The sequence below is a fragment of the Streptomyces sp. SAT1 genome (assembly GCF_001654495.1).
Taxonomy (GTDB): Bacteria; Actinomycetota; Actinomycetes; order Streptomycetales; family Streptomycetaceae; genus Streptomyces; species Streptomyces andamanensis.
The window spans coordinates 6,137,965-6,155,812 of the sequence record NZ_CP015849.1 but is presented as its reverse complement, the minus strand read 5'-3'; the positions used below and the strand labels follow the sequence as shown (position 1 = coordinate 6,155,812).

General features: G+C 73.9%; 16 protein-coding genes and 1 pseudogene. 6 read left to right on the top strand and 11 right to left on the bottom strand.

Annotated elements, in window-relative coordinates; genetic code table 11:
* Positions 1–2 precede the first annotated feature (2 nt).
* From A8713_RS26360 to pssA, 4 genes are all read left to right on the top strand, one after another.
* Positions 3–548, top strand: a complete 546-nt coding sequence (locus A8713_RS26360) for a MaoC family dehydratase (protein WP_064536047.1) — start codon at positions 3–5, stop codon at positions 546–548.
* On the top strand, positions 549–1,754 hold the full coding sequence (locus A8713_RS26355; protein ID WP_064536045.1) for an acyl-CoA dehydrogenase family protein: 1,206 nt from the start codon (positions 549–551) through the stop codon (positions 1,752–1,754). It begins immediately after the preceding gene.
* Positions 1,755–1,924: 170 nt separating this feature from the next.
* Positions 1,925–2,581: a phosphatidylserine decarboxylase gene (locus A8713_RS26350; protein ID WP_026253206.1), complete on the top strand. Its 657-nt coding sequence runs from the start codon at positions 1,925–1,927 to the stop codon at positions 2,579–2,581.
* Between the two features lie 22 nt (positions 2,582–2,603).
* On the top strand, positions 2,604–3,422 hold the full coding sequence (gene pssA, locus A8713_RS26345) for a CDP-diacylglycerol--serine O-phosphatidyltransferase (protein WP_018571711.1): 819 nt from the start codon (positions 2,604–2,606) through the stop codon (positions 3,420–3,422).
* A gap of 73 nt (positions 3,423–3,495) precedes the next feature.
* Here pssA and A8713_RS26340 read toward each other — a convergent pair whose 3' ends face one another.
* Positions 3,496–4,614: a glycerate kinase gene (locus A8713_RS26340; RefSeq protein ID WP_064537724.1), complete on the bottom strand. Its 1,119-nt coding sequence runs from the start codon at positions 4,612–4,614 to the stop codon at positions 3,496–3,498.
* 219 nt (positions 4,615–4,833) lie between these two features.
* On the opposite strand from A8713_RS26340, the gene A8713_RS26335 reads away from it, so the two are divergent.
* Both A8713_RS26335 and A8713_RS26330 read left to right on the top strand, forming a co-directional pair.
* Positions 4,834–5,334 carry an NUDIX domain-containing protein gene (locus A8713_RS26335; protein ID WP_018571709.1) on the top strand — a complete coding sequence of 167 codons (501 nt, stop codon included), beginning with the start codon at positions 4,834–4,836 and terminating at the stop codon, positions 5,332–5,334.
* 73 nt (positions 5,335–5,407) lie between these two features.
* The gene (locus A8713_RS26330; RefSeq protein ID WP_064536043.1) at positions 5,408–6,151 is read left to right on the top strand and encodes a Sir2 family NAD-dependent protein deacetylase; all 744 of its coding nucleotides are present in this window, start codon (positions 5,408–5,410) and stop codon (positions 6,149–6,151) included.
* 39 nt (positions 6,152–6,190) lie between these two features.
* Here A8713_RS26330 and A8713_RS26325 read toward each other — a convergent pair whose 3' ends face one another.
* The 10 genes and pseudogenes from A8713_RS26325 to A8713_RS26280 form a co-directional block, all read right to left on the bottom strand.
* The gene (locus tag A8713_RS26325) at positions 6,191–6,685 is read right to left on the bottom strand and encodes a methylated-DNA--[protein]-cysteine S-methyltransferase (protein WP_064536041.1); all 495 of its coding nucleotides are present in this window, start codon (positions 6,683–6,685) and stop codon (positions 6,191–6,193) included.
* A 99-nt stretch (positions 6,686–6,784) separates the two neighbouring features.
* On the bottom strand, positions 6,785–8,281 hold the full coding sequence (locus tag A8713_RS26320; protein WP_269466123.1) for an AlkA N-terminal domain-containing protein: 1,497 nt from the start codon (positions 8,279–8,281) through the stop codon (positions 6,785–6,787).
* A gap of 207 nt (positions 8,282–8,488) precedes the next feature.
* Positions 8,489–8,911 (bottom strand): PPOX class F420-dependent oxidoreductase, encoded by a 423-nt coding sequence (locus A8713_RS26315; RefSeq protein WP_064536040.1) that lies wholly within the window; start codon positions 8,909–8,911, stop codon positions 8,489–8,491.
* Between the two features lie 250 nt (positions 8,912–9,161).
* A complete protein-coding gene (locus tag A8713_RS26310; RefSeq protein ID WP_064536038.1) occupies positions 9,162–9,704 on the bottom strand; it encodes an O-acetyl-ADP-ribose deacetylase in 543 nt (180 codons plus the stop codon).
* Positions 9,701–11,109, bottom strand: a pseudogene (locus A8713_RS26305) (phytoene desaturase family protein). The gene A8713_RS26310 and the pseudogene A8713_RS26305 overlap by 4 nt, the downstream one beginning before the upstream one ends.
* A gap of 333 nt (positions 11,110–11,442) precedes the next feature.
* On the bottom strand, positions 11,443–12,285 hold the full coding sequence (locus A8713_RS26300; protein WP_064536036.1) for an inositol monophosphatase family protein: 843 nt from the start codon (positions 12,283–12,285) through the stop codon (positions 11,443–11,445).
* Positions 12,286–12,433: 148 nt separating this feature from the next.
* Positions 12,434–14,263 carry a gamma-glutamyltransferase family protein gene (locus A8713_RS26295; protein ID WP_173860908.1) on the bottom strand — a complete coding sequence of 610 codons (1,830 nt, stop codon included), beginning with the start codon at positions 14,261–14,263 and terminating at the stop codon, positions 12,434–12,436.
* A gap of 55 nt (positions 14,264–14,318) precedes the next feature.
* On the bottom strand, positions 14,319–14,831 hold the full coding sequence (locus tag A8713_RS26290) for a helix-turn-helix transcriptional regulator (protein WP_064536034.1): 513 nt from the start codon (positions 14,829–14,831) through the stop codon (positions 14,319–14,321).
* A 28-nt stretch (positions 14,832–14,859) separates the two neighbouring features.
* The gene (locus A8713_RS26285; protein WP_064536032.1) at positions 14,860–15,270 is read right to left on the bottom strand and encodes a VOC family protein; all 411 of its coding nucleotides are present in this window, start codon (positions 15,268–15,270) and stop codon (positions 14,860–14,862) included.
* Between the two features lie 234 nt (positions 15,271–15,504).
* Positions 15,505–17,775: an ATP-binding protein gene (locus A8713_RS26280; protein ID WP_064536030.1), complete on the bottom strand. Its 2,271-nt coding sequence runs from the start codon at positions 17,773–17,775 to the stop codon at positions 15,505–15,507.
* Positions 17,776–17,848: the final 73 nt, after the last annotated feature.

The window sequence follows — 17,848 nt, the reverse complement described above, 5'->3', positions numbered from 1 at the left end:
CGATGCGGTTCGGACGCACCTACGAGGAGTTCGAGGTCGGCGCGGTCTACAAGCACTGGCCCGGCAAGACGGTCACCGAGTACGACGACCATCTGTTCTGTCTGCTCACCATGAACCACCACCCGCTCCACCTGGACGCGCACTACGCCGAGTCGACGACGGACTTCGGCAGGAACGTCGTCGTGGGCAACTACATCTACTCGCTGCTGCTCGGCATGTCCGTGCCGGACGTCTCCGGCAAGGCGATCGCCAACCTGGAGATCGAGTCGCTCAGGCACGTGGCGCCGACCTTCCACGGCGACACGCTCTACGGCGAGACGACGGTGCTGGACAAGTGGCCGTCGAAGTCGAAGGACGACCGCGGCATCGTGCACGTCGAGACCAAGGGCTACAAGCAGGACGGCACCCTCGTGTGCGTCTTCCGCCGCAAGGTGATGGTGCCGACCGGGACGTACATCGAGGAGCGCGGCTGGGGGCCCCTCCCAGGCCATTCAGGCACTGGGGGAGAGCAGCCCGGCCGGCCCGAGCTGAAGGAACAGGGGAAGTAGATGAGCCGTCTCGCCCAGACCCACGGTCTCACCGACGTCCAGCAGGAGATCGTCTCGACCGTGCGGGACTTCGTCGACAAGGAGATCATCCCGGTCGCGACCGAGCTGGAGCACCGCGACGAGTACCCGCAGCAGATCGTGGACGGCCTCAAGGAGCTGGGGCTGTTCGGTCTGATGATCCCCGAGGAGTACGGGGGCCTGGGCGAGTCGCTGCTGACGTACGCGCTGTGCGTGGAGGAGATCGCGCGCGGCTGGATGTCGGTGTCCGGCATCATCAACACCCACTTCATCGTCGCGTACATGCTCAAGCAGCACGGCACGCGGGAGCAGAAGGACCACTTCCTGCCGAGGATGGCCCTCGGCGACATCCGCGGCGCCTTCTCGATGTCGGAGCCGGCGCTCGGCTCGGACGTGTCGGCCATCACGTCCAAGGCGGTGCGCGACGGCGACGAGTACGTCCTGACCGGGCAGAAGATGTGGCTGACCAACGGCGGTACGTCCTCGCTGGTCGCGGTGCTGGTGCGCAGTGACGAGGGTCACCCCGAGGGGACGGCCCCGCACAAGTCGATGACGACCTTCCTGGTGGAGAAGGAGCCCGGCTTCGGCGAGGTCCGGCCCGGTCTGACCATCCCCGGGAAGATCGACAAGATGGGCTACAAGGGCGTCGACACCACCGAGCTGATCATGGACGGGCTGCGGGTCCCGGCCGACCGGGTGCTCGGCGGCGCCACCGGCCGGGGCTTCTACCAGATGATGGACGGGGTCGAGGTCGGCCGGGTGAACGTGGCGGCCCGCGGCTGCGGGGTCGCCCGGCGCGCCTTCGAGCTGGGTGTGGGCTACGCCCAGCAGCGGCACACCTTCGGCAAGCCGATCGCCCGGCACCAGGCCATCCAGTTCAAGCTGGCGGAGATGGCCACCAAGGTCGAGGCGGCCCATGCGATGATGGTGAACGCGGCCCGGAAGAAGGATTCCGGACAGCGCAACGACCTGGAGGCGGGCATGGCGAAATACCTGGCCTCCGAGTACTGCAAGGAGGTCGTCGAGGACGCCTTCCGGATCCACGGCGGCTACGGCTTCTCCAAGGAGTACGAGATCGAGCGCCTGTACCGCGAGGCGCCGATGCTGCTCATCGGTGAAGGTACCGCCGAGATCCAGAAAATGATCATCGGCCGGCGACTGCTCGAAGAGTATCGAATCCAGGGCTGAATGTCCGCATACGGGGTGTTTTCACCGAGAAGAAGATCACACCCCGTCAGCGGTCTTCGGCCGCCGACTCGGCTTCCCGGCTTACCCAGTTGTGGCCCTTAACCGCTACGATCGCGGAAAGCCGCCGTCCCCCGTCGAGAGCGCGGCATCATCCGCTACGAAGGTCATCCATGCCCCACAGCCAAACCTCTGCACCTCGCGACAGCCTCGCCGGCGTACGCCTCGCGCGCGGAGCATCGCCGTGGCTTCTGCCGACCGTCGCCACCGCAGCCGTCAGCCTGGTCCGCGCCCGCCGCTCGGGCGTGGCCAAGGCCGTGGCCGTCCCCGCCACCGCGCTCGCGGCGGGGATGCTGTGGTTCTTCCGCGACCCCGAGCGCGAGATCGCCCAGGGCCGGGTCATCTCGCCCGCCGACGGTGTGGTGCAGAGCATCATGCCGTGGAAGGACGGCCGTACCCGCGTCGCTATCTTCATGAGCCCGCTGAACGTCCATGTGAACCGCGCCCCGCTCTCCGGCACGGTCACCTCGGTCGAACACGTCCCCGGCGGGTTCGTTCCGGCGTTCAACAAGGAGAGCGAGAACAACGAGCGGGTCGTCTGGCACTTCGACACCGAGCTCGGCGACATCGAGATGATCCAGATCGCCGGCGCGGTGGCCCGCCGCATCGTCCCCTACATCCCGTCCGGCACCAAGGTCGAGCAGGGCGAGCGGATCGGTCTGATCCGCTTCGGCTCCCGCGTCGACCTGTACCTGCCCGAGGGTGTGGAGGTCGCGGTCGAGGTCGGCCAGAAGACCGTGGCTGGGGTGACTCGCATTGACCGTGATTGATCCAGAGACCCAGGCCGGCTGGGTGCCCGAGGCCGACGAGCTGGACGACGAGGAGGAGATGCCTCTCTCGCTCCGCCTCTCGATAGCGGACACCCTCACCCTGGGCAACGCCACGTGCGGCTTCATGGCCGTCTACTTCACCACCACCGGCATCCTGATCCCGCACCTCACCGGGAGCCAGGAGAACGGCATGGCCCGGCACAGCGCCGCCACGGCGGTCATCCTGATGCTGTGCGCGGCGGTCTTCGACCTGTTCGACGGCCTGGTGGCACGCAAGCTGCGCTCCTCCCCCATGGGAGCGGAGCTGGACAACCTCTCCGACCTGATCAGCTTCGGCCTGGCCCCGGCGTACTTCGTCCTGGTCTACGGCATGGTCGCCGACGACGCCCACCAGCGGATGGCGGCGCTCGGCGCGATCGTGGTGCTCCTCGCGGTCGTCCTGCGCCTGGCCAGATTCTCCTGCGTGACCATGAAGGACGGCGTCTTCCAGGGCATGCCCTCGCCGTTCGGCGCGCTGACGGTGGTCTCCGTCGTCCTGCTGGAGCTGCCCTTCGTGGCGACGCTGCTGGCGATCGTGGGCACCGCGTGGCTGATGGTGAGCCGCGTGGAGTACCCGAAGCCGCGGGGCCGCCTCGCGGTGGCGATGCTCTCCTGGATCGTGCTGTCCATGGGCCTGCTGGCCGCCTGGGCCTTCGACGCCCCGAGCGGTCAGCTGCTGCTCCAGACCGGCTGTGCGCTCCAGCTGGTGATGGGCGCGGTCATCCCGCTGTTCGCCACGGCCCGCCGGGTGAACAACTTCCGCGACAACCGGCGCGAGGCACGCGCGGCCCAGTTGCCGTAGCCGCCGCGACCCGCGAGAGGGAAGGGCCCCGGAACCGTACGGTTCCGGGGCCCTTCCCCATGGATACGGCAGCTCAGCCCAGGAAGTCCGCGCCGATGCGCTCGGCGACCCGCTCCAGGATCGGACCGGCCTCCGCGATGCACCGGGCCACGTCCGGCTCGACGTCCGTCAGCGCGTACGCCCGGCGGATCCCCGCCCGGCCCAGCGCCTCCGGTGCCAGCGCGAGCCGCCCGCACACCGCGACGACCTCCTTGCCGGCCGCGCGCGCGGCGGCGGCGACCCCGGCCGGCGCCTTGCCGTGCAGGGTCTGCTCGTCCAGCGAGCCCTCGCCGGTGATCACCAGAGACGCCCGCTCCAGCGCGGGCGCGAAGCCGAGCACATCGAGCATGACCTCGATCCCGGCGCGGAACCGGGCGCCGACGATCAGCGCGCCGTAACCGATGCCGCCGGCCGCCCCGGCGCCGGGCGAGGCCGCGTACGCGGCGGCCCGGGGCCCGATCGCCTCCTCCAGCACCTTCGCGTAGTGCGCGAGGGCCGCGTCCAGGGCCGCCACGTCCTCGGGCGAGGCGCCCTTCTGCGGCCCGTAGACCGCCGGGGCGCCCTTCGGGCCGGTCAGCGGATTGTCGACGTCGCTGGCGAGCACGAACTCGGTCTCGGCGAGCCGCGGGTCCAGGTCCGACAGATCCGCGTGCGCGAGATCGGCGAGACCGCCGCCGCCGGGCGCGAGCGGCGTACCGTCGGCGCGCCGGAAGCGCGCGCCCAGCGCGGACAGCATGCCCGCGCCGCCGTCCGTGGTCGCGCTGCCGCCGACGCCGAAGACGAGGGTGCGCGCCCCCGCGTCGAGCGCGGCCCGCAGCAGCTCGCCCGAGCCGTACGTGGACGCGGTCAGCGGCGCGAACACTCCCTCCGGGAGCCGCTGCAGCCCGCTGGCCTCGGCCATCTCCACGACGGCGGTGTCGCCGCGCAGCGCGAACGCCGCCGTCACCTGCTCGCCGAGGGGCCCGGTGACCCGTACCTCCCGGCGCTCGAAACCGGCCGCGACCGCCGCGTCCACGGTGCCGTCCCCGCCGTCGGCCACGGGCAGCGCCTCGACCTCCAGGTCCGGCACCACCCTGCGCAACCCGGCCGTCACCCGCTCGGCGACCTGTACGGCCGTCAGCGAGCCCTTGAACTTGTCCGCGGCAACCAGCACCCTGCGGGTGCCCTGCACTGGAGCGTCCGCCACCTTGCATTCCCCTTGCTCTCCGGGCCCCGCACGTCAGGGGGCCAGCCGCGCCGCTGCGACCATAACCGGCGACGCCCCCCGCCGTCATGCCCCGCCCGCCGGCTGAGAAGGGGCGGACGGCCCGGGAGCGGGCCCGCCCGCGGCCTCGGCGGCCCCGGCGGTGCCACCCCCGCTACCCTTCGTCGGATGACGACTCCTGACCTCCCCGACTACGCCACCTACATCGCCGGTCTCCCCCGCGTCCTGGCCGGTGCCGCCACCCTCTTCCGCGACGAGCGGGGCCGCGTGCTGCTCGTCGAGCCCAACTACCGGGACGGGTGGACGCTGCCGGGCGGCACCATCGAGTCGGACACCGGCGAGAGCCCCCGCCAGGGAGCCCGCCGCGAGACGCTGGAGGAGATCGGCCTGGACCGCGAACCGGGCCGGCTGCTCGCGGTCGACTGGGTGCCCGGCACCGCCCGGCCGCCGCTGGTCGCCTACGTCTACGACGGCGGGGTCCTGGCCGCGGAGGACCTGAAGGCGATCCGGCTCCAGGAGGAGGAACTGCTCTCCTGGCGCCTGGTGGCACGCGACGACCTCGCCGCCCATCTGCCGGGGTCCCTGGGCCGCCGTGTCCTGACCGCCCTCGACGTGCTCACCCGCGGCGGCGACACGGCGGAACTGGAGAACGGCCACCGCGTCGGCTGACCCGGCCCCGGCCACCGGACCGCCCCCGGATATTCGTTCGCCCGGCCGCCCGGCCCGCCCTACCCTCGGTCGCATGACCAAGCCCCTCGTCGCCCTGCTCAGCGGGGCCGGGATCTCCACCGACTCCGGCATCCCGGACTACCGCGGCCCGAACGGGGTCTGGCGCAAGGACCCCGAGGCCGAGAAGCTCGTGACGTACACGTACTACATGGGCGATCCGGAGATCCGGCGGCGGTCCTGGCAGCTGCGGCGCAAGAACCGCGCGCTGACGGCCGAGCCGAACGCCGCGCACCGGGCCGTGGCCGAGCTGGAGCGGGCCGGGGTACCGGTCCGGGTGATCACGCAGAACGTGGACGGGCTGCACCAGCTCGCCGGGATGCCCGCGCGCAAGGTGCTGGAACTGCACGGCAGCGTGCGCTCCGTCGTCTGCACGCGGTGTCACGCGCGCGGCTCCATGGCCGACGCCCTCGCCCGGGTCGAGGCGGGCGAGGACGATCCGCCGTGCCGGGAGTGCGGGGGGATCCTGAAGTCGGCCACGGTGATGTTCGGCGAACGGCTCGATCCGGTCGTGCTGGGCGAGGCCGTCGCGATCACCAAGGCGTGCCAGGTGTTCATCGCCGTCGGGACCAGCCTCCAGGTGCAGCCGGCGGCCGGGCTGGCCGCTCTCGCCGCCGAGCACGGCGCCCGGCTCGTCATCGTCAACGCGGAGCCGACCCCGTACGACGGCATCGCCGACGAGGTGATCCGCGAGCCCATCGGGACGGCCCTGCCCGCGCTGCTGGCCGCTCTGCGCGACGGCGGCGCCCGAGGCGCCTGAGGGCGGGGCGGGCAGGGGGCCGGTCGGGGCGGGCGGGCCTCAGAAGAGGCCGGCGCCGGCGCCCTGTTCGAAGTCGAGCAGGCGGCGCTTGCGGGCGAGGCCGCCGCCGTAGCCGGTGAGGCTGCCGCCGGCGCCGATGACGCGGTGGCAGGGGACGATGATGCCGATGGGGTTCTTGCCGTTGGCGAGGCCGACCGCGCGGGAGGCGCCGGGGGCGCCGAGGGCATGGGCGAGTTCGCCGTAGGTGCGGGTCTCGCCGTACGGGATCCGGCACAGCTGCTCCCAGACCCGGCGCTGGAAGGGCGTGCCGGCCAGCCGCAGGGGGAGGGTGAACTCCCGCAGGCGGCCGGAGAAGTAGGCGTCGAGCTGGTCCGCCGCCGCGCCGAGGGGTCCGGTGCCGTCAGCGGGTTCACCGAAGGACTCCTGGGGCGGGCGGTGGCGCTGGTCGGTCATGTACAGACCGCACAGGACCCCGTCGTCGACGACGAGGGTGAGCGGGCCGTAGGGGCTGTCGATGACGGTGTGCTGCTTCATGGCGGTGCGTCCTCGCACGGGCGGATCGGACGGGCAGGTGGGACAGGCAGGTGGGACGGGCGGGTGGAACAGGCAGGTGGGACAGGCTCGGCGGGCGCGTCAGACGGGCAGGAAGTTGATCGGGTGGTTGTCGGTGGCCCACAGGTACTGCACGGCGTAGGCCCGCCAGGGGCGCCAGGCGGCGGCGCGCGCGGTGAGGGCGGCCGGGGTGGACGGCAGGCCCAGCTCCCGGGCGGCGCGGCGGATGCCGAGGTCGGTGGGGAGGAAGGCGTCCGGGTCGCCGAGGGCGCGCATCGCGATGACGTCGGCCGTCCAGGGGCCGAAGCCGGGCAGGGCCAGGAGCTGGGCGCGGGTCTCGGGCCAGTCGCTCTCCACGCCCAGACGCAGGCTGCCGTCCGCGAGCCGGCCGACCAGGGTGGTGAAGGTGGTGCGCCGGGTTCGGGGCATGGCCAGCGACTCCGGGTCGAGGACGGCCAGTGCCCCGGGGGCGGGGAAGAGATGGGTGAGGCCGCCCTCGGGGTCGTCGACGGGCTCGCCGTGCGCGGTGACCAGGCGCGCCGCGTGGGTGCGCGCGGCGGCCGTGGAGACCTGCTGGCCGAGCACGGCCCGGACGGCGAACTCGGCCTCGTCGACCGTGCGCGGCACACGGCGGCCGGGAGCCTTGTCGACCAGGGGCGCGAGCACGGGGTCGGCGCGCAGCTGGTCGTCGACGGCGACCGGGTCGGCGTCGAGGTCGAGCATCCGGCGGCAGCGGCTGATGGCGACGGGCAGATCCCGCAGATCGCTGAGGGTGAGCCGGCAGGCGATGTGGTCCGGGCGCGGGGTGAGCGCGGCGATGCCGTGGCCGTAGGGCAGCCGCAGCGTCCGGCGGAAGGCGCCGTCGCGCCACTCCTCGACGCCGGGGACGGCGGTGGCCGCGAGATGGCCGAAGAGGTTGTCCGGGTTGAGCGGGGCGCGGAAGGGGAGGCGCAGGGTGAGCGCGCCCGGGGCGGCGGGCTGCGCCGCCCGGCCGGCGGGAGCCTTCGGCGCGCGGGTGCGCAGGTCGCTCGGGGTGAGCGCGAAGACCTCCCGCACGGTGTCGTTGAAGGAGCGGATCGAGGAGAAACCGGCGGCGAAGGCGATCTCCGCCATCGGCAGCGCGGTGGTCTCGATCAGCAGCCGGGCGGTCTGGGCGCGCTGGGCGCGGGCGAGCGCGAGCGGTCCCGCGCCGAGTTCGGCCAGGAGCTGGCGTTCGATCTGGCGGGTGCTGTAGCCGAGACGGGTGGCGAGGCCCGGTACGCCGTCGCGGTCCACGACGCCGTCGGCGATGAGCCGCATGGCGCGCGCCACCAGGTCCGCGCGCCGGTTCCACTCCGGTGAGCCGGGGCTCGTGTCGGGGCGGCAGCGTTTGCAGGCGCGGAACCCGGCCTGCTGGCAGGAGGCCGCGCTCGGCAGGAAGGTCATGTTCTCCGGCTTGGGCGGCACGGCGGGGCAGCTGGGCCGGCAGTAGATGCGAGTGGTCAGGACGGCGGTGAAGAACCAGCCGTCGAAGCGTGCGTCCTTGGACTGGACGGCGCGTACGCAGCGCGTCCGGTCGGTGTGCATCCCCTTCTGCATGGCTCCAGGAAACAGCATCGGCGCCCCGCTGGGCTGGCGAGAATCCGACATGGACCTTGGGTGCCCAGGGCGGCTCCGGATCACCCCCGAGAGACGGCCCTCCTCCCCCTCCTCCGGCCGCTCCTCCACCGCGCCCCGCCGCTCCCCCGGCTGCTCCGGGGCGGGCCGGTGCCGGGCGCCGTCGCGGTGCGCGGCGCCCGGCCGGACTCAGGTGGACGCCTGGCCGCTGTCCTTCAGGGCGCCCCAGCCGTGCCAGCGGTCCACCTCGATCCACGCGCTGACGCGGGGCCGGACCCGGTCGGGGTAGGGCTCGCCGGTGTAGTGCCGGGCGATCCGGTCGATGTCGGCCAGGCCGTCGTCCGGGCGCAGCTCGGCGACCCGGCCGATCAGGGTGACGTGCGTGTACCAGTCGTCGCCGTTCAGGACGGTGAGGGTGACGCGCGGGTCGCGGCGCAGATGCCCGAGGCGCACCCGGCCCTCGTCCAGGCTGATCAGCACGCGCGGGTCGTCCCACACGTACCAGGTGGGCGTGGACACCGGCGCGCCGTCCGCGCGCAGGGTGGCCATGACACAGGGGTTGGGACGGCGCAGCAGGGCGACGGCCTCGGCGGGCAGCGGGGGCTTGGACATGAGGCGGCTCCTGTGGGGTGGGGGGAGGCGTTCCGTCGGTCGTGAGGTGTGAGGTCGTGAGGTCATGCGGTCGTGAGGGCTGGGCTTGGGGATCATCGTGCCCGTCCCGGCCGCCGGTGCGGCGGACGCGCGGCCCGACCGCTTCCACGGCATCTGCCCGGCCGCGCGCCCGGGTGGGTCCGGAGGGCCGGGGAGTCCGGGGGCCAGGGGCCCGGGGGCTCTCGGGGGCCGGGGGCCCGATCGGGCCGGCTCAGTCGAGCTGGGCCGCGAACGCCTGGTACGCCGGTTCGTCGAAAAGGACGAACCTGACCTCCGCCACCGCGGTCCGCGTCCCGCGCACCGTCTCGACGGCGACGCGGGCGGCGTCGTCGAGCGGCCAGCGGTAGACACCGGTGGAGATCGCGGGGAAGGCGACCGTACGGGCGCCCAGCTCGTCGGCGACGCGCAGGGACTCGCGGTAGCAGGAGGCGAGGAGCGCCGGGTCGCTGCCCGGCCCCTGGTACACCGGGCCGACGGTGTGGATCACCCAGCGGGCGTCCAGCGCGCCCGCCGTGGTGGCGACGGCCTGTCCGGTGGGCAGCCCCCTGCCGTACCGGGAGGCTCGCAGGGCGCGGCACTCCTCCAGGACGGCGGGTCCGCCGCGGCGGTGGATGGCGCCGTCGACCCCGCCGCCGCCGAGCAGGGAGGAGTTGGCGGCGTTGACGAGGGCGTCGGCGCTCTGCCGGGTGATGTCGCCGCGGACGAGGACGAGGGCGGGAGCGGACGGGGGCACGGGCGCGGGACCATGGGTCATGTCTGGCGCAGCCTCCTCCACACGGCCTTGGCCGCGTTGTGCCCGGACATGCCGTGCACACCCGGTCCCGGCGGGGTGGCCGAGGAGCAGATGAAGACGGCCGGGTGCGGGGTGTGGTACGGGAACAGGGTGAGCCTGGGCCGCAGCAGGATCTGGAGCCCGGAGACCGCGCCGGTCGCGATGTCGCCGCCGACGTAGTTGGCGTTGCGGTGGGCGAGCTGGGCCGGGCCCGCGGTGGCGCGGGCGAGGACGCGGTCGCGGAAACCGGGGGCGAAGCGCTCCAGTTGGCGTTCGATGGCGTCGGTGAGGTCGCCGTCCCAGCCGGCCGGCACATGTCCGTACGCCCAGAAGACATGCTTGCCCTCGGGGCGCGGGTGGGGTCCACGACCGTGGGCTGGACGGTGATGAGGAAGGGTCTCTCGGGTGCGCGGCCCTCGCGGGCGGCGGCGCGCAGGGCGGTGCCGATCTCGGCGCTGTCCGCCCCGATCTGCACGGTCCCGGCGGTGCGGGCCTCCTCGGCGGTCCACGGGACGGGTCCGTCCAGCGCGTAGTCGATCTTGAAGACGCCGGGTCCGTACCGGTACGCGTCGTAGTAGCGGCCGAGTCCGGCGATCCGGGCCAGGGCGGTGGGCGAGGTGTCGAAGACGTAGGCACGGGCGGGCGGCAGGTCGTCCAGGCGCTTGACCTCGTAGTCGGTGTGCACGGCGCCGCCGAGGTCCTCGAGGTACGCGGCGAGGGCGTCGGAGATCGACTGGGAGCCGCCGCGGGCCAGCGGCCAGCCGCGGGCGTGCGCGGCCAGGCAGAAGACCAGGCCGACGGCGCTGGTGGCCAACCCGCCCAGGGGGGCCATGACATGGGCGACGAGTCCGGCGAAGAGCGTCCTGGCCCGCTCGTCGCGGAAGCGGCGGCTCAGCCAGGTCGAGGGGGGCAGTCCGGCGAGTCCGAAGCGGGCGAGGGTGACCGGGTCGCGGGGCAGTGTGGTCAGCGGCAGGGACATGAAGTCCCGGGCCAGGGTGTCCCAGTGGGGCAGGAACGGCTGGACGAGCCTGCGGTACGCGCCCGCGTCGCGCGCGCCGAAGGAGGCCGCGGTCTCGGCGACGGAGCGGGCCAGGACGGCCGCGGTGCCGTCCGGGAAGGGGTGGGCCATGGGCAGCTCGGGATGGAGCCACTCCAGCCCGTACCGCTCCAGGGGAAGGGCGCGGAACGCCGGTGAGTTGACGGCGAGCGGGTGGGCGGCCGAGCACGGGTCGTGCCGGAAGCCGGGGAGGGTCAGCTCCTCGGTGCGGGCGCCGCCGCCGACCGTGCCGCGCGCCTCGAACACAGCTGTGGAGAAGCCGCGGCGGGCAAGCTCCACGGCGGCGGTCAGGCCGTTCGGCCCCGCGCCCACCACCACGACATCGAGCATCGACGGCACCTTCGGACCCCTTCGTCAGCCGATGGCCACGCGGACCTGTCGTCGGGGCCAGGATATGCCGCCGCACCGACACACCCGACCGCAGGGCGCCACGGCCGGCCGGTGCGCCCGCCGGACCCACCGGGCGGCAACCGGAGCGACCGCGCACGCCCGCGCACGCCCCGGCCGGGGAGGGGCAGGATCGAGTGGGCCGGCAGTCTCAGACGGGACAGCGGACTCGGACGGAACGACGGGCTCGGGCGAGGCGGCGGACTCGGGCGGGACCGGCCGATCTCCCCTCACGCGGCGGTCCGCGCCCTGCTCACCCACCGGTCAGCCCCCTGCTCATCCGGCGGCCAGCGCCTCGATCACCCGGCGGGCGGTGACCTCGTCCCGCGCGGCGGTGAACGGCAGGGCGTTGCCCCCGGTGAGGCGGAACGGCTCGCCGGTGCGGGTCAGCTGGGTGCCGCCCGCCTCCTCGACCAGCAGCAGACCGGCCGCGTGGTCCCAGGCCGCCTCCCAGGTGAACGCGGTGGCGTCCAACGCGCCGCTCGCGACGGCGAGATACTCCAGCCCGGCCGAGCCGCAGGGGCGCGGCGCCAGGCCGTCGGCGCGCAGGCCGCGCAGGGCGCGCTTCTGCTCGTCGGTGGTGTAGTCCGGGTGGGAGTGCGCCACTTCGAGGGCGCGGCCCGGCTCGGGGCTGCCGGAGCGCAGCGGCCGGCCGTCGAGGCGGGCGCCGTGCCCGCGGACGGCGGTGGCGAGCCGGTCCTGCGCCGGGGCGTAGGTCCAGGAGGCCAGGACCGCGCCGCGCAGGGTGAGGGCGACCAGCGTGCAGAAGCCGGGGTCGCCGTGCACGAACTGCCGGGTGCCGTCGACCGGGTCCACGATCCAGACCGGGACGTCGGCGCCTATCGCGTCGTAGACCGCCGGGTCGGCGTGCACCGCTTCCTCGCCGACGACCAGGGAGCCGGGCAGCAGGTCGGCGAGCGTGTCGGTGAGATAGCGCTCGGCGAGCCGGTCCGCGTCCGTGACCAGGTCGTGCGGTCCGGACTTCTGGTCGACCTCGTGCTCGGCGAGCCGTCGGAAGCGGGGCATGATCTCGGCCGCGGCGGCCTTGCGGACCGCCTCCTCGACGTCGGACGAGCGCTCCGCGAGAAACTCTTCGATGGTTTCCGTCTCTTCGATCATGCCTCCATGAGAGCACAGCCCACTGACAACGCCCCCCGCACCGGTGTATTCCAGGTGGAATCACCGTGAACTCCCGGCACCGACCGCCCGAAGCCCGCTACCCCTTCTATCCCGTTCCGTCCCATTCCGGCCGCCGTGTGGGGCCCCCTCAGCGGCCGACCGCGTAGCCCTGCATCCCGCGCGGGTTGGCCGCCGCCGACAGGATGCCGGTGCGCGGGTCCCGGGCGACCGCGCACAGCCGCCCCTCCGACCAGGCGCCGCCGACCGTGACGTCGTGTCCGCGGCGGCGCAGCCCGGCGACGACCTCCGGGTCCGTCCGGGACTCCACGGTGACGGACCCGGGGCGCATGCCGCGCGGGTAGAAGGACCCGGGGAAGGAGTCGTTGTGCCAGTTCGGGGCGTCGACGGCGCCTTGCAGGTCGAGGCCGCCGCGGACGGCGGGGCGCAGCGCGAGGGCCAGGAAGAAGTGCAGTTGCCACTGGTCCTGCTGGTCGCCGCCGGGTGTGCCGAAGGCCAGGACGGGTTCGCCGTCGCGCAGGGCGAGCGAGGGCGTGAGGGTGGTACGCGGCCGGCGGCCGGGCGTCAGCGTGTTCGGCAGACCCTCCTCCAGCCAGGTCATCTGGAGCCGGGTGCCGAGCGGGAAGCCGAGTTCGGGGACGACGGGGTTGGACTGGAGCCAGCCGCCGCTGGGCGTGGCGGCGACCATGTTGCCCCAGCGGTCGACGACGTCGAGGTGGCAGGTGTCGCCGCGGGTCGCGCCGTCCGCGCCGACCTCGGGTTCGCCCGGCACAGGCGAGGTGGAGGGCTTGGCGACGGTGGGCTCGCCGACCCCCAGGGCGTCGAAGTCGCCGGGCTCGGCGGCGGCCCGGCAGGCGTGCGCGCTCAGCCGCGGCTCGCGCCCGTCCGGACTGCCGGGGCGCAGCTCGTAGGAGGCCCGCTCCCCGACCAGGGCGCGCCGTCCGGCGTTGTAGGCGTCGCCGAGGAGCGTGTCCAGCGGTACGTCGGCGGCGTCCCCGTACCAGGCCTCCCGGTCGGCCATCGCGAGTTTGCAGTTCTCGATGAGCAGGTGGACGTAGTCGGCCGAACCGTGGGCCGGCGGCTCGGGCGGCAGCAGGGCGAGTTGCTGGAGGAAGGCGGGCCCCTGGCTCCAGGGTCCGGCCTTGCACAGGGTCCAGCCGTTCCAGTCGTACGTCACCGGGTCCTCGTACGCCGCGGACCAGCCGGCGAGGTCGGCGGCCGTGAGGGTGCCGGTGTGGTGTGCGCCGCTGGTGTCCAGCGTGGGGCGGCGGGCCTGGCGGACCAGTGCCTCGGCGATGAAGCCGGAGCGCCACACCTCGCGCGCGGCGTCGATCCGCGCCTCCCGGTCCCCGGCTCCCGCCGTCTCGGCCAGCAGCCGCTTCCAGGTGGCGGCGAGCGCGGGGTTGCGAAGCGGCTCGCCGGGACGGGGCGCCCGGCCGCCGGGCAGGTAGACCTCGGCCGAGGACGTCCACTCGGTCTCGAACAGCTCCCGCACCGTCTCGACGGTCTCCCCCACGCGCTCCACCGGCGGGTGCCCGTGCTCGGCGTATCCGATGGCGTACGCCAGGACGTCGTCGAGCGGCTTGGTGCCGTGGTCACGCAGGAGCAGCAGCCAGGCGTCGAAGGCGCCCGGGACGGCGGCGGCGAGTGGCCCCGTGCCCGGCACCAGATCGAGTCCGAGCCCCCGGTAGTGCGCGGCGCTCGCCCCCGCCGGGGCGACCCCCTGCCCGCACAGCACCCGCACCGCACCGCCCGCCGGGGCGAGCAGGATCGGCACCTCCCCGGCCGGTCCGTTGAGATGCGGCTCCACCACATGCAGCACGAACGCCCCGGCCACGGCCGCGTCGAACGCGTTCCCGCCGCCCTCCAGCACGGCCATAGCCGACTGCGAGGCCAGCCAGTGCGTGGAGGACACCATGCCGAAGGTGCCCTGGAGGGTGGGGCGGGTGGTGAAGCGCACGCGGTTCGCCGCCTTCCGGCTGTGGGTGGGGGCCTGCTGCGGGGGGGCTGTCAGCTCATGCCGGTGGCCAACCCGGGGCCGTGGTCGGCGTCTCGCGGTTGCGGAGTGGGCGCGTGACCTGTTTGGCGACGCAGGCCGGCATGCCCTCCACGGTGAGGGCGGGAGGCGGTCCGGTGGGTGCGGGGTCGGCCGGTGGGTGGGCCGCGAGGCGGCGGAAGGCGCCGGGCGGCATGCCGACCAGTTCGGCGAAGCGGGTGGTGAAGGTGCCCAGCGAGGCGCAGCCGACGGTGAAGCACACCTCGGTGACGCTGAGTTCGCCGCGGCGCAGCAGGGCCGCCGCGCGCTCGATGCGGCGCGTCATCAGGTACGCGTACGGCGACTCGCCGTAGGCCGCCCGGAACTGCCGGCTGAGGTGTCCGGCCGAGATGTTCTCCCCGCGGGCGAGCGCCTCCACGTTCAGCGGCTGCGCGTACTCGCGGTCGATCCGGTCGCGGATGCGGCGCAGCCGGGCGAGGTCGGTCAGGCGTTGCGCCTCGACGCGGGCGTCGCGCCAGTCGGGCCGGCACATGGGCAACTCCCCTTTCCCGTGGGATGGTTCAGCGCAGTTCCTGGATGCGGACCAGGTTGCCCGCGGGGTCGCGGAAGGCGCAGTCGCGGATGCCGTACGGCTGCTCGGTCGGCTCCTGGACGACCTCGGTGTCACCGGCCTGCACCCTCTCGAAGGTACCGTCGAGGTCGGGGGTGGCCAGCAGGATCCAGCCGTAGGTGCCCTTGGCCATCATCTCGGCGATGGTGCGCCGTTCGTCCTCGGTGATGCCGGGGTCGGCGGCGGGCGGCGCCAGGAGAAGGGACGTACCCGGCTGACCGGCCGGGCCGACCGTGATCCAGCGCATCCGGCCCTGCCCGACATCGCTGCGCACCTCGAAGCCGAGGACGTCGCGGTAGAAGGCGAGCGACGCGTCCGGGTCGTCGTGCGGCAGAACGGTCGTGTGAATGGTGATGTCCATGACGGCAGGCTAGGACCTGTCCGGCCGATCATGGCGAAGACGCGGGGTGGGGCACGCACATCCGCCGCGTTGTCGTCGGTCGCCGACGCTCCGCGTCGACGCCCTCCTCCGCCTCGCGGCTGCACGCACCCCACCCCGCTCACCCGCGCCCACAAGGCACTGTCGCCTCCCTCCACCACGATCGGCCGGACAGGCCCTAGGGGGCCCTTCCGCCCCGCGCTTCTCGATTCCTGATCACCGGCGGCCGTCGGCGGTCGCCTCGGTGCCGCGCAGCGGCAGTGTCTCGGCCTTGGCCCGCATCTCGGCGGCGCGGCGCACCCGCAGGGCGTCGAGGAGGTCCGCCGCCAGGGACCAGTTGGCCCGCGCCTGCTCGCTCCTGCCCTGCTCCAGCTGGGCGGAGGCGAGGTGGTCCAGGACGTCGGCGCGGTTGTAGTCGTCGTGCTGTTCCTCCCACAGGCGCAGCGATCTCTCGTAGCCGGCGACGGCGGCGTCGAGGTCTCCCAGGCCCTGCTGGGCGTAGCCGATGGCGTCCCAGGCGCCGGCCTCGAACTTGAGGTCGCCCACCGCCCGCAGCAGGGGCAGCGCCTCCTCGCAGGTGGCGATGGCCTCCTCGTAGGCGCCGGTGTGGGCGAGGACCCAGCCGATGTTGCTGAGGGTGGACGCCACCCCTTCGCGGTTGCGCGCCACGCGGTACAGCTCCAGGGCCCGGCGCGGATGCTCCAGCGCCTCGGCGAAGCGGCCCTGGCGGATGCGGAAGAAGCCGATCTCGCACACGATGCGGGCGCGCAGCTCCAGCGGCACCCGGGGCAGCTCCCCGAGGAGCACCTCGATCTGCTCGTCGACCTCGTCGGTGTGCCCGGTCTCCAGGAGCGCGCGGGTCAGGTTGGAGCGGCTGCGCACGGTGGCGACCGGGTCGCCGAGCGCGAGTCCGGCCTCCAGGCCGATCCGCGCGGCGGGCATCTCCTCGGCCCAGCGGCCCACGATCACGTTGTAGGCGATCCACTCGCGCGCGCAGGCGCCGCGCAGGCGCAGCAGCCGCGGGTCCTCCAGGGACTGGAGGGCGGGCCCCACGGCCGGCTCCTCCTGGCGGTACCAGTCCAGTGCCTCGTCGCGGCTGTCGATCGCGACGTGGACGATGCCCTCCAGAGGTTCCTCGGCGGGCTCGGGTTCCAGCCAGGAGGAGTGGCGGTTGGCCAGGTGCGCGTTGTGCCGCAGATAGTCCAGCAGGCGTGCCTGCGCGCCGACGCGGTCGTCCTGCTCCTCGGCCGCGAGTTCGCCGCCGTAGTCCCGTACGAGGTCGTGCAGGACGTAGCGGCCGTCGGCGTCGCGGGCGAGCAGGCTCGCCGAGGTCAGCTCCCGCAGGCAGCGGCGGGCCGCCGGCATCTCGACGCCCGCGAGCGAGGCGGCGGCCTCGGCGGTGGCGCTGGGGCCGGGGTGCAGGCACAGGCGGCGGAAGAAGCGGGCCGCGTCATCGGTGAGCGCCCGGTAGGACCAGGAGAAGACCGCGCGGACGTCGGCGCGCTGGTCGTCGGCGGCGAAGGCGTCCAGCCGGGGCCTGGACTCCATCAGCTCGCGTGCCGCCAGTCTGAGCCGCATCCGGGGCGCGGCGCTGAGCTGGGCGCCGACCACGGCGACCGCGAGCGGGAGGAACCCGCACAGCTCGACCAGCTCGGCCGCCGCGGCGGGTTCCGCCCGGCAGCGCTCCTCGCCGATCCGGGCCGCGAGCGCCTCCAGCGCCTCCTGCGGCGTCCAGACGTCGAGGCTGATGACGAAGGCGCCCTCGGCGGCGGCCAGGCCGGCCAGCCGGTTGCGCGAGGTCACGATGGTCAGGCAGCCCGCGGAGGCGGGCAGCAGCGGCCTGACCTGCTCGGCGTCGGCCGCGTTGTCCAGGACGGCGATCAGTTGCCGGGAGGCGGTCTTCTCCCTGAACAGGGCGCTGCGCCGCTCGGTGCTGGCGGGGATGTCGCCGCTGGGCACGCCGAGGGCGCGCAGGAATCCGCCGAGGGCCTCGCCGGGGTCGAGGGGGCGTTCGGAGGCCTCGAAGCCGCGCAGGTTCACGTACAGCTGGCCGTCGGGGAAGCGGTCGGCGACCTGGTGCGCCCAGTGCACCGCGAGGGCCGTCTTGCCGACGCCGGCCATGCCGCCGATGGCGGAGACGACGAGATGCCTGCCGTGGGGTGCCACGTCGCCGGTGATGCCCCGGGCGGCCGCGACGGCGGTCTCGCGGCTGCGGAACACCGCGAGGTCGGGCGGCAGTTGCCGGGGCACCGTGGCGTGGGCGGCGGGGCGGGTGACGGACTGGAGCAGCCGGCGCCGCTCGTCCTCGTCCAGTTCGAGCGCGTCCATCAGCTCGGTCAGCGTCGACTGGCGGGGCAGGCTGTGGCCGCGTTCGATGTCGCTGATGGCCCGCACGCTCACGCCGGACACCTCGGCGAGGCCCTCCAACGTCAGCAGGGAACGCTGCCGCGCCTCGCGCAGCAGCCCGCCGAACGCCTTCTTGTCCATCCTCACCCCACCGGATCCCGCACCGGCGGACCGGCCGGGGCCGTGCCGGGGCTACAGGGAAGAGGAGGAAACT

Coding starts and splice junctions, on each gene's coding strand:
- A8713_RS26360 (WP_064536047.1), top strand. CDS start 3: ATGCGGTTCGGACGCACCTACGAGGAGTTCGAGGTCGGCGCGGTCTAC.
- A8713_RS26355 (WP_064536045.1), top strand. CDS start 549: ATGAGCCGTCTCGCCCAGACCCACGGTCTCACCGACGTCCAGCAGGAG.
- A8713_RS26350 (WP_026253206.1), top strand. CDS start 1,925: ATGCCCCACAGCCAAACCTCTGCACCTCGCGACAGCCTCGCCGGCGTA.
- A8713_RS26335 (WP_018571709.1), top strand. CDS start 4,834: ATGACGACTCCTGACCTCCCCGACTACGCCACCTACATCGCCGGTCTC.
- A8713_RS26330 (WP_064536043.1), top strand. CDS start 5,408: ATGACCAAGCCCCTCGTCGCCCTGCTCAGCGGGGCCGGGATCTCCACC.
- A8713_RS26325 (WP_064536041.1), bottom strand. CDS start 6,685: ATGAAGCAGCACACCGTCATCGACAGCCCCTACGGCCCGCTCACCCTC.
- A8713_RS26320 (WP_269466123.1), bottom strand. CDS start 8,281: ATGCAGAAGGGGATGCACACCGACCGGACGCGCTGCGTACGCGCCGTC.
- A8713_RS26315 (WP_064536040.1), bottom strand. CDS start 8,911: ATGTCCAAGCCCCCGCTGCCCGCCGAGGCCGTCGCCCTGCTGCGCCGT.
- A8713_RS26310 (WP_064536038.1), bottom strand. CDS start 9,704: ATGACCCATGGTCCCGCGCCCGTGCCCCCGTCCGCTCCCGCCCTCGTC.
- A8713_RS26300 (WP_064536036.1), bottom strand. CDS start 12,285: ATGATCGAAGAGACGGAAACCATCGAAGAGTTTCTCGCGGAGCGCTCG.
- A8713_RS26290 (WP_064536034.1), bottom strand. CDS start 14,831: ATGTGCCGGCCCGACTGGCGCGACGCCCGCGTCGAGGCGCAACGCCTG.
- A8713_RS26285 (WP_064536032.1), bottom strand. CDS start 15,270: ATGGACATCACCATTCACACGACCGTTCTGCCGCACGACGACCCGGAC.
- A8713_RS26280 (WP_064536030.1), bottom strand. CDS start 17,775: ATGGACAAGAAGGCGTTCGGCGGGCTGCTGCGCGAGGCGCGGCAGCGT.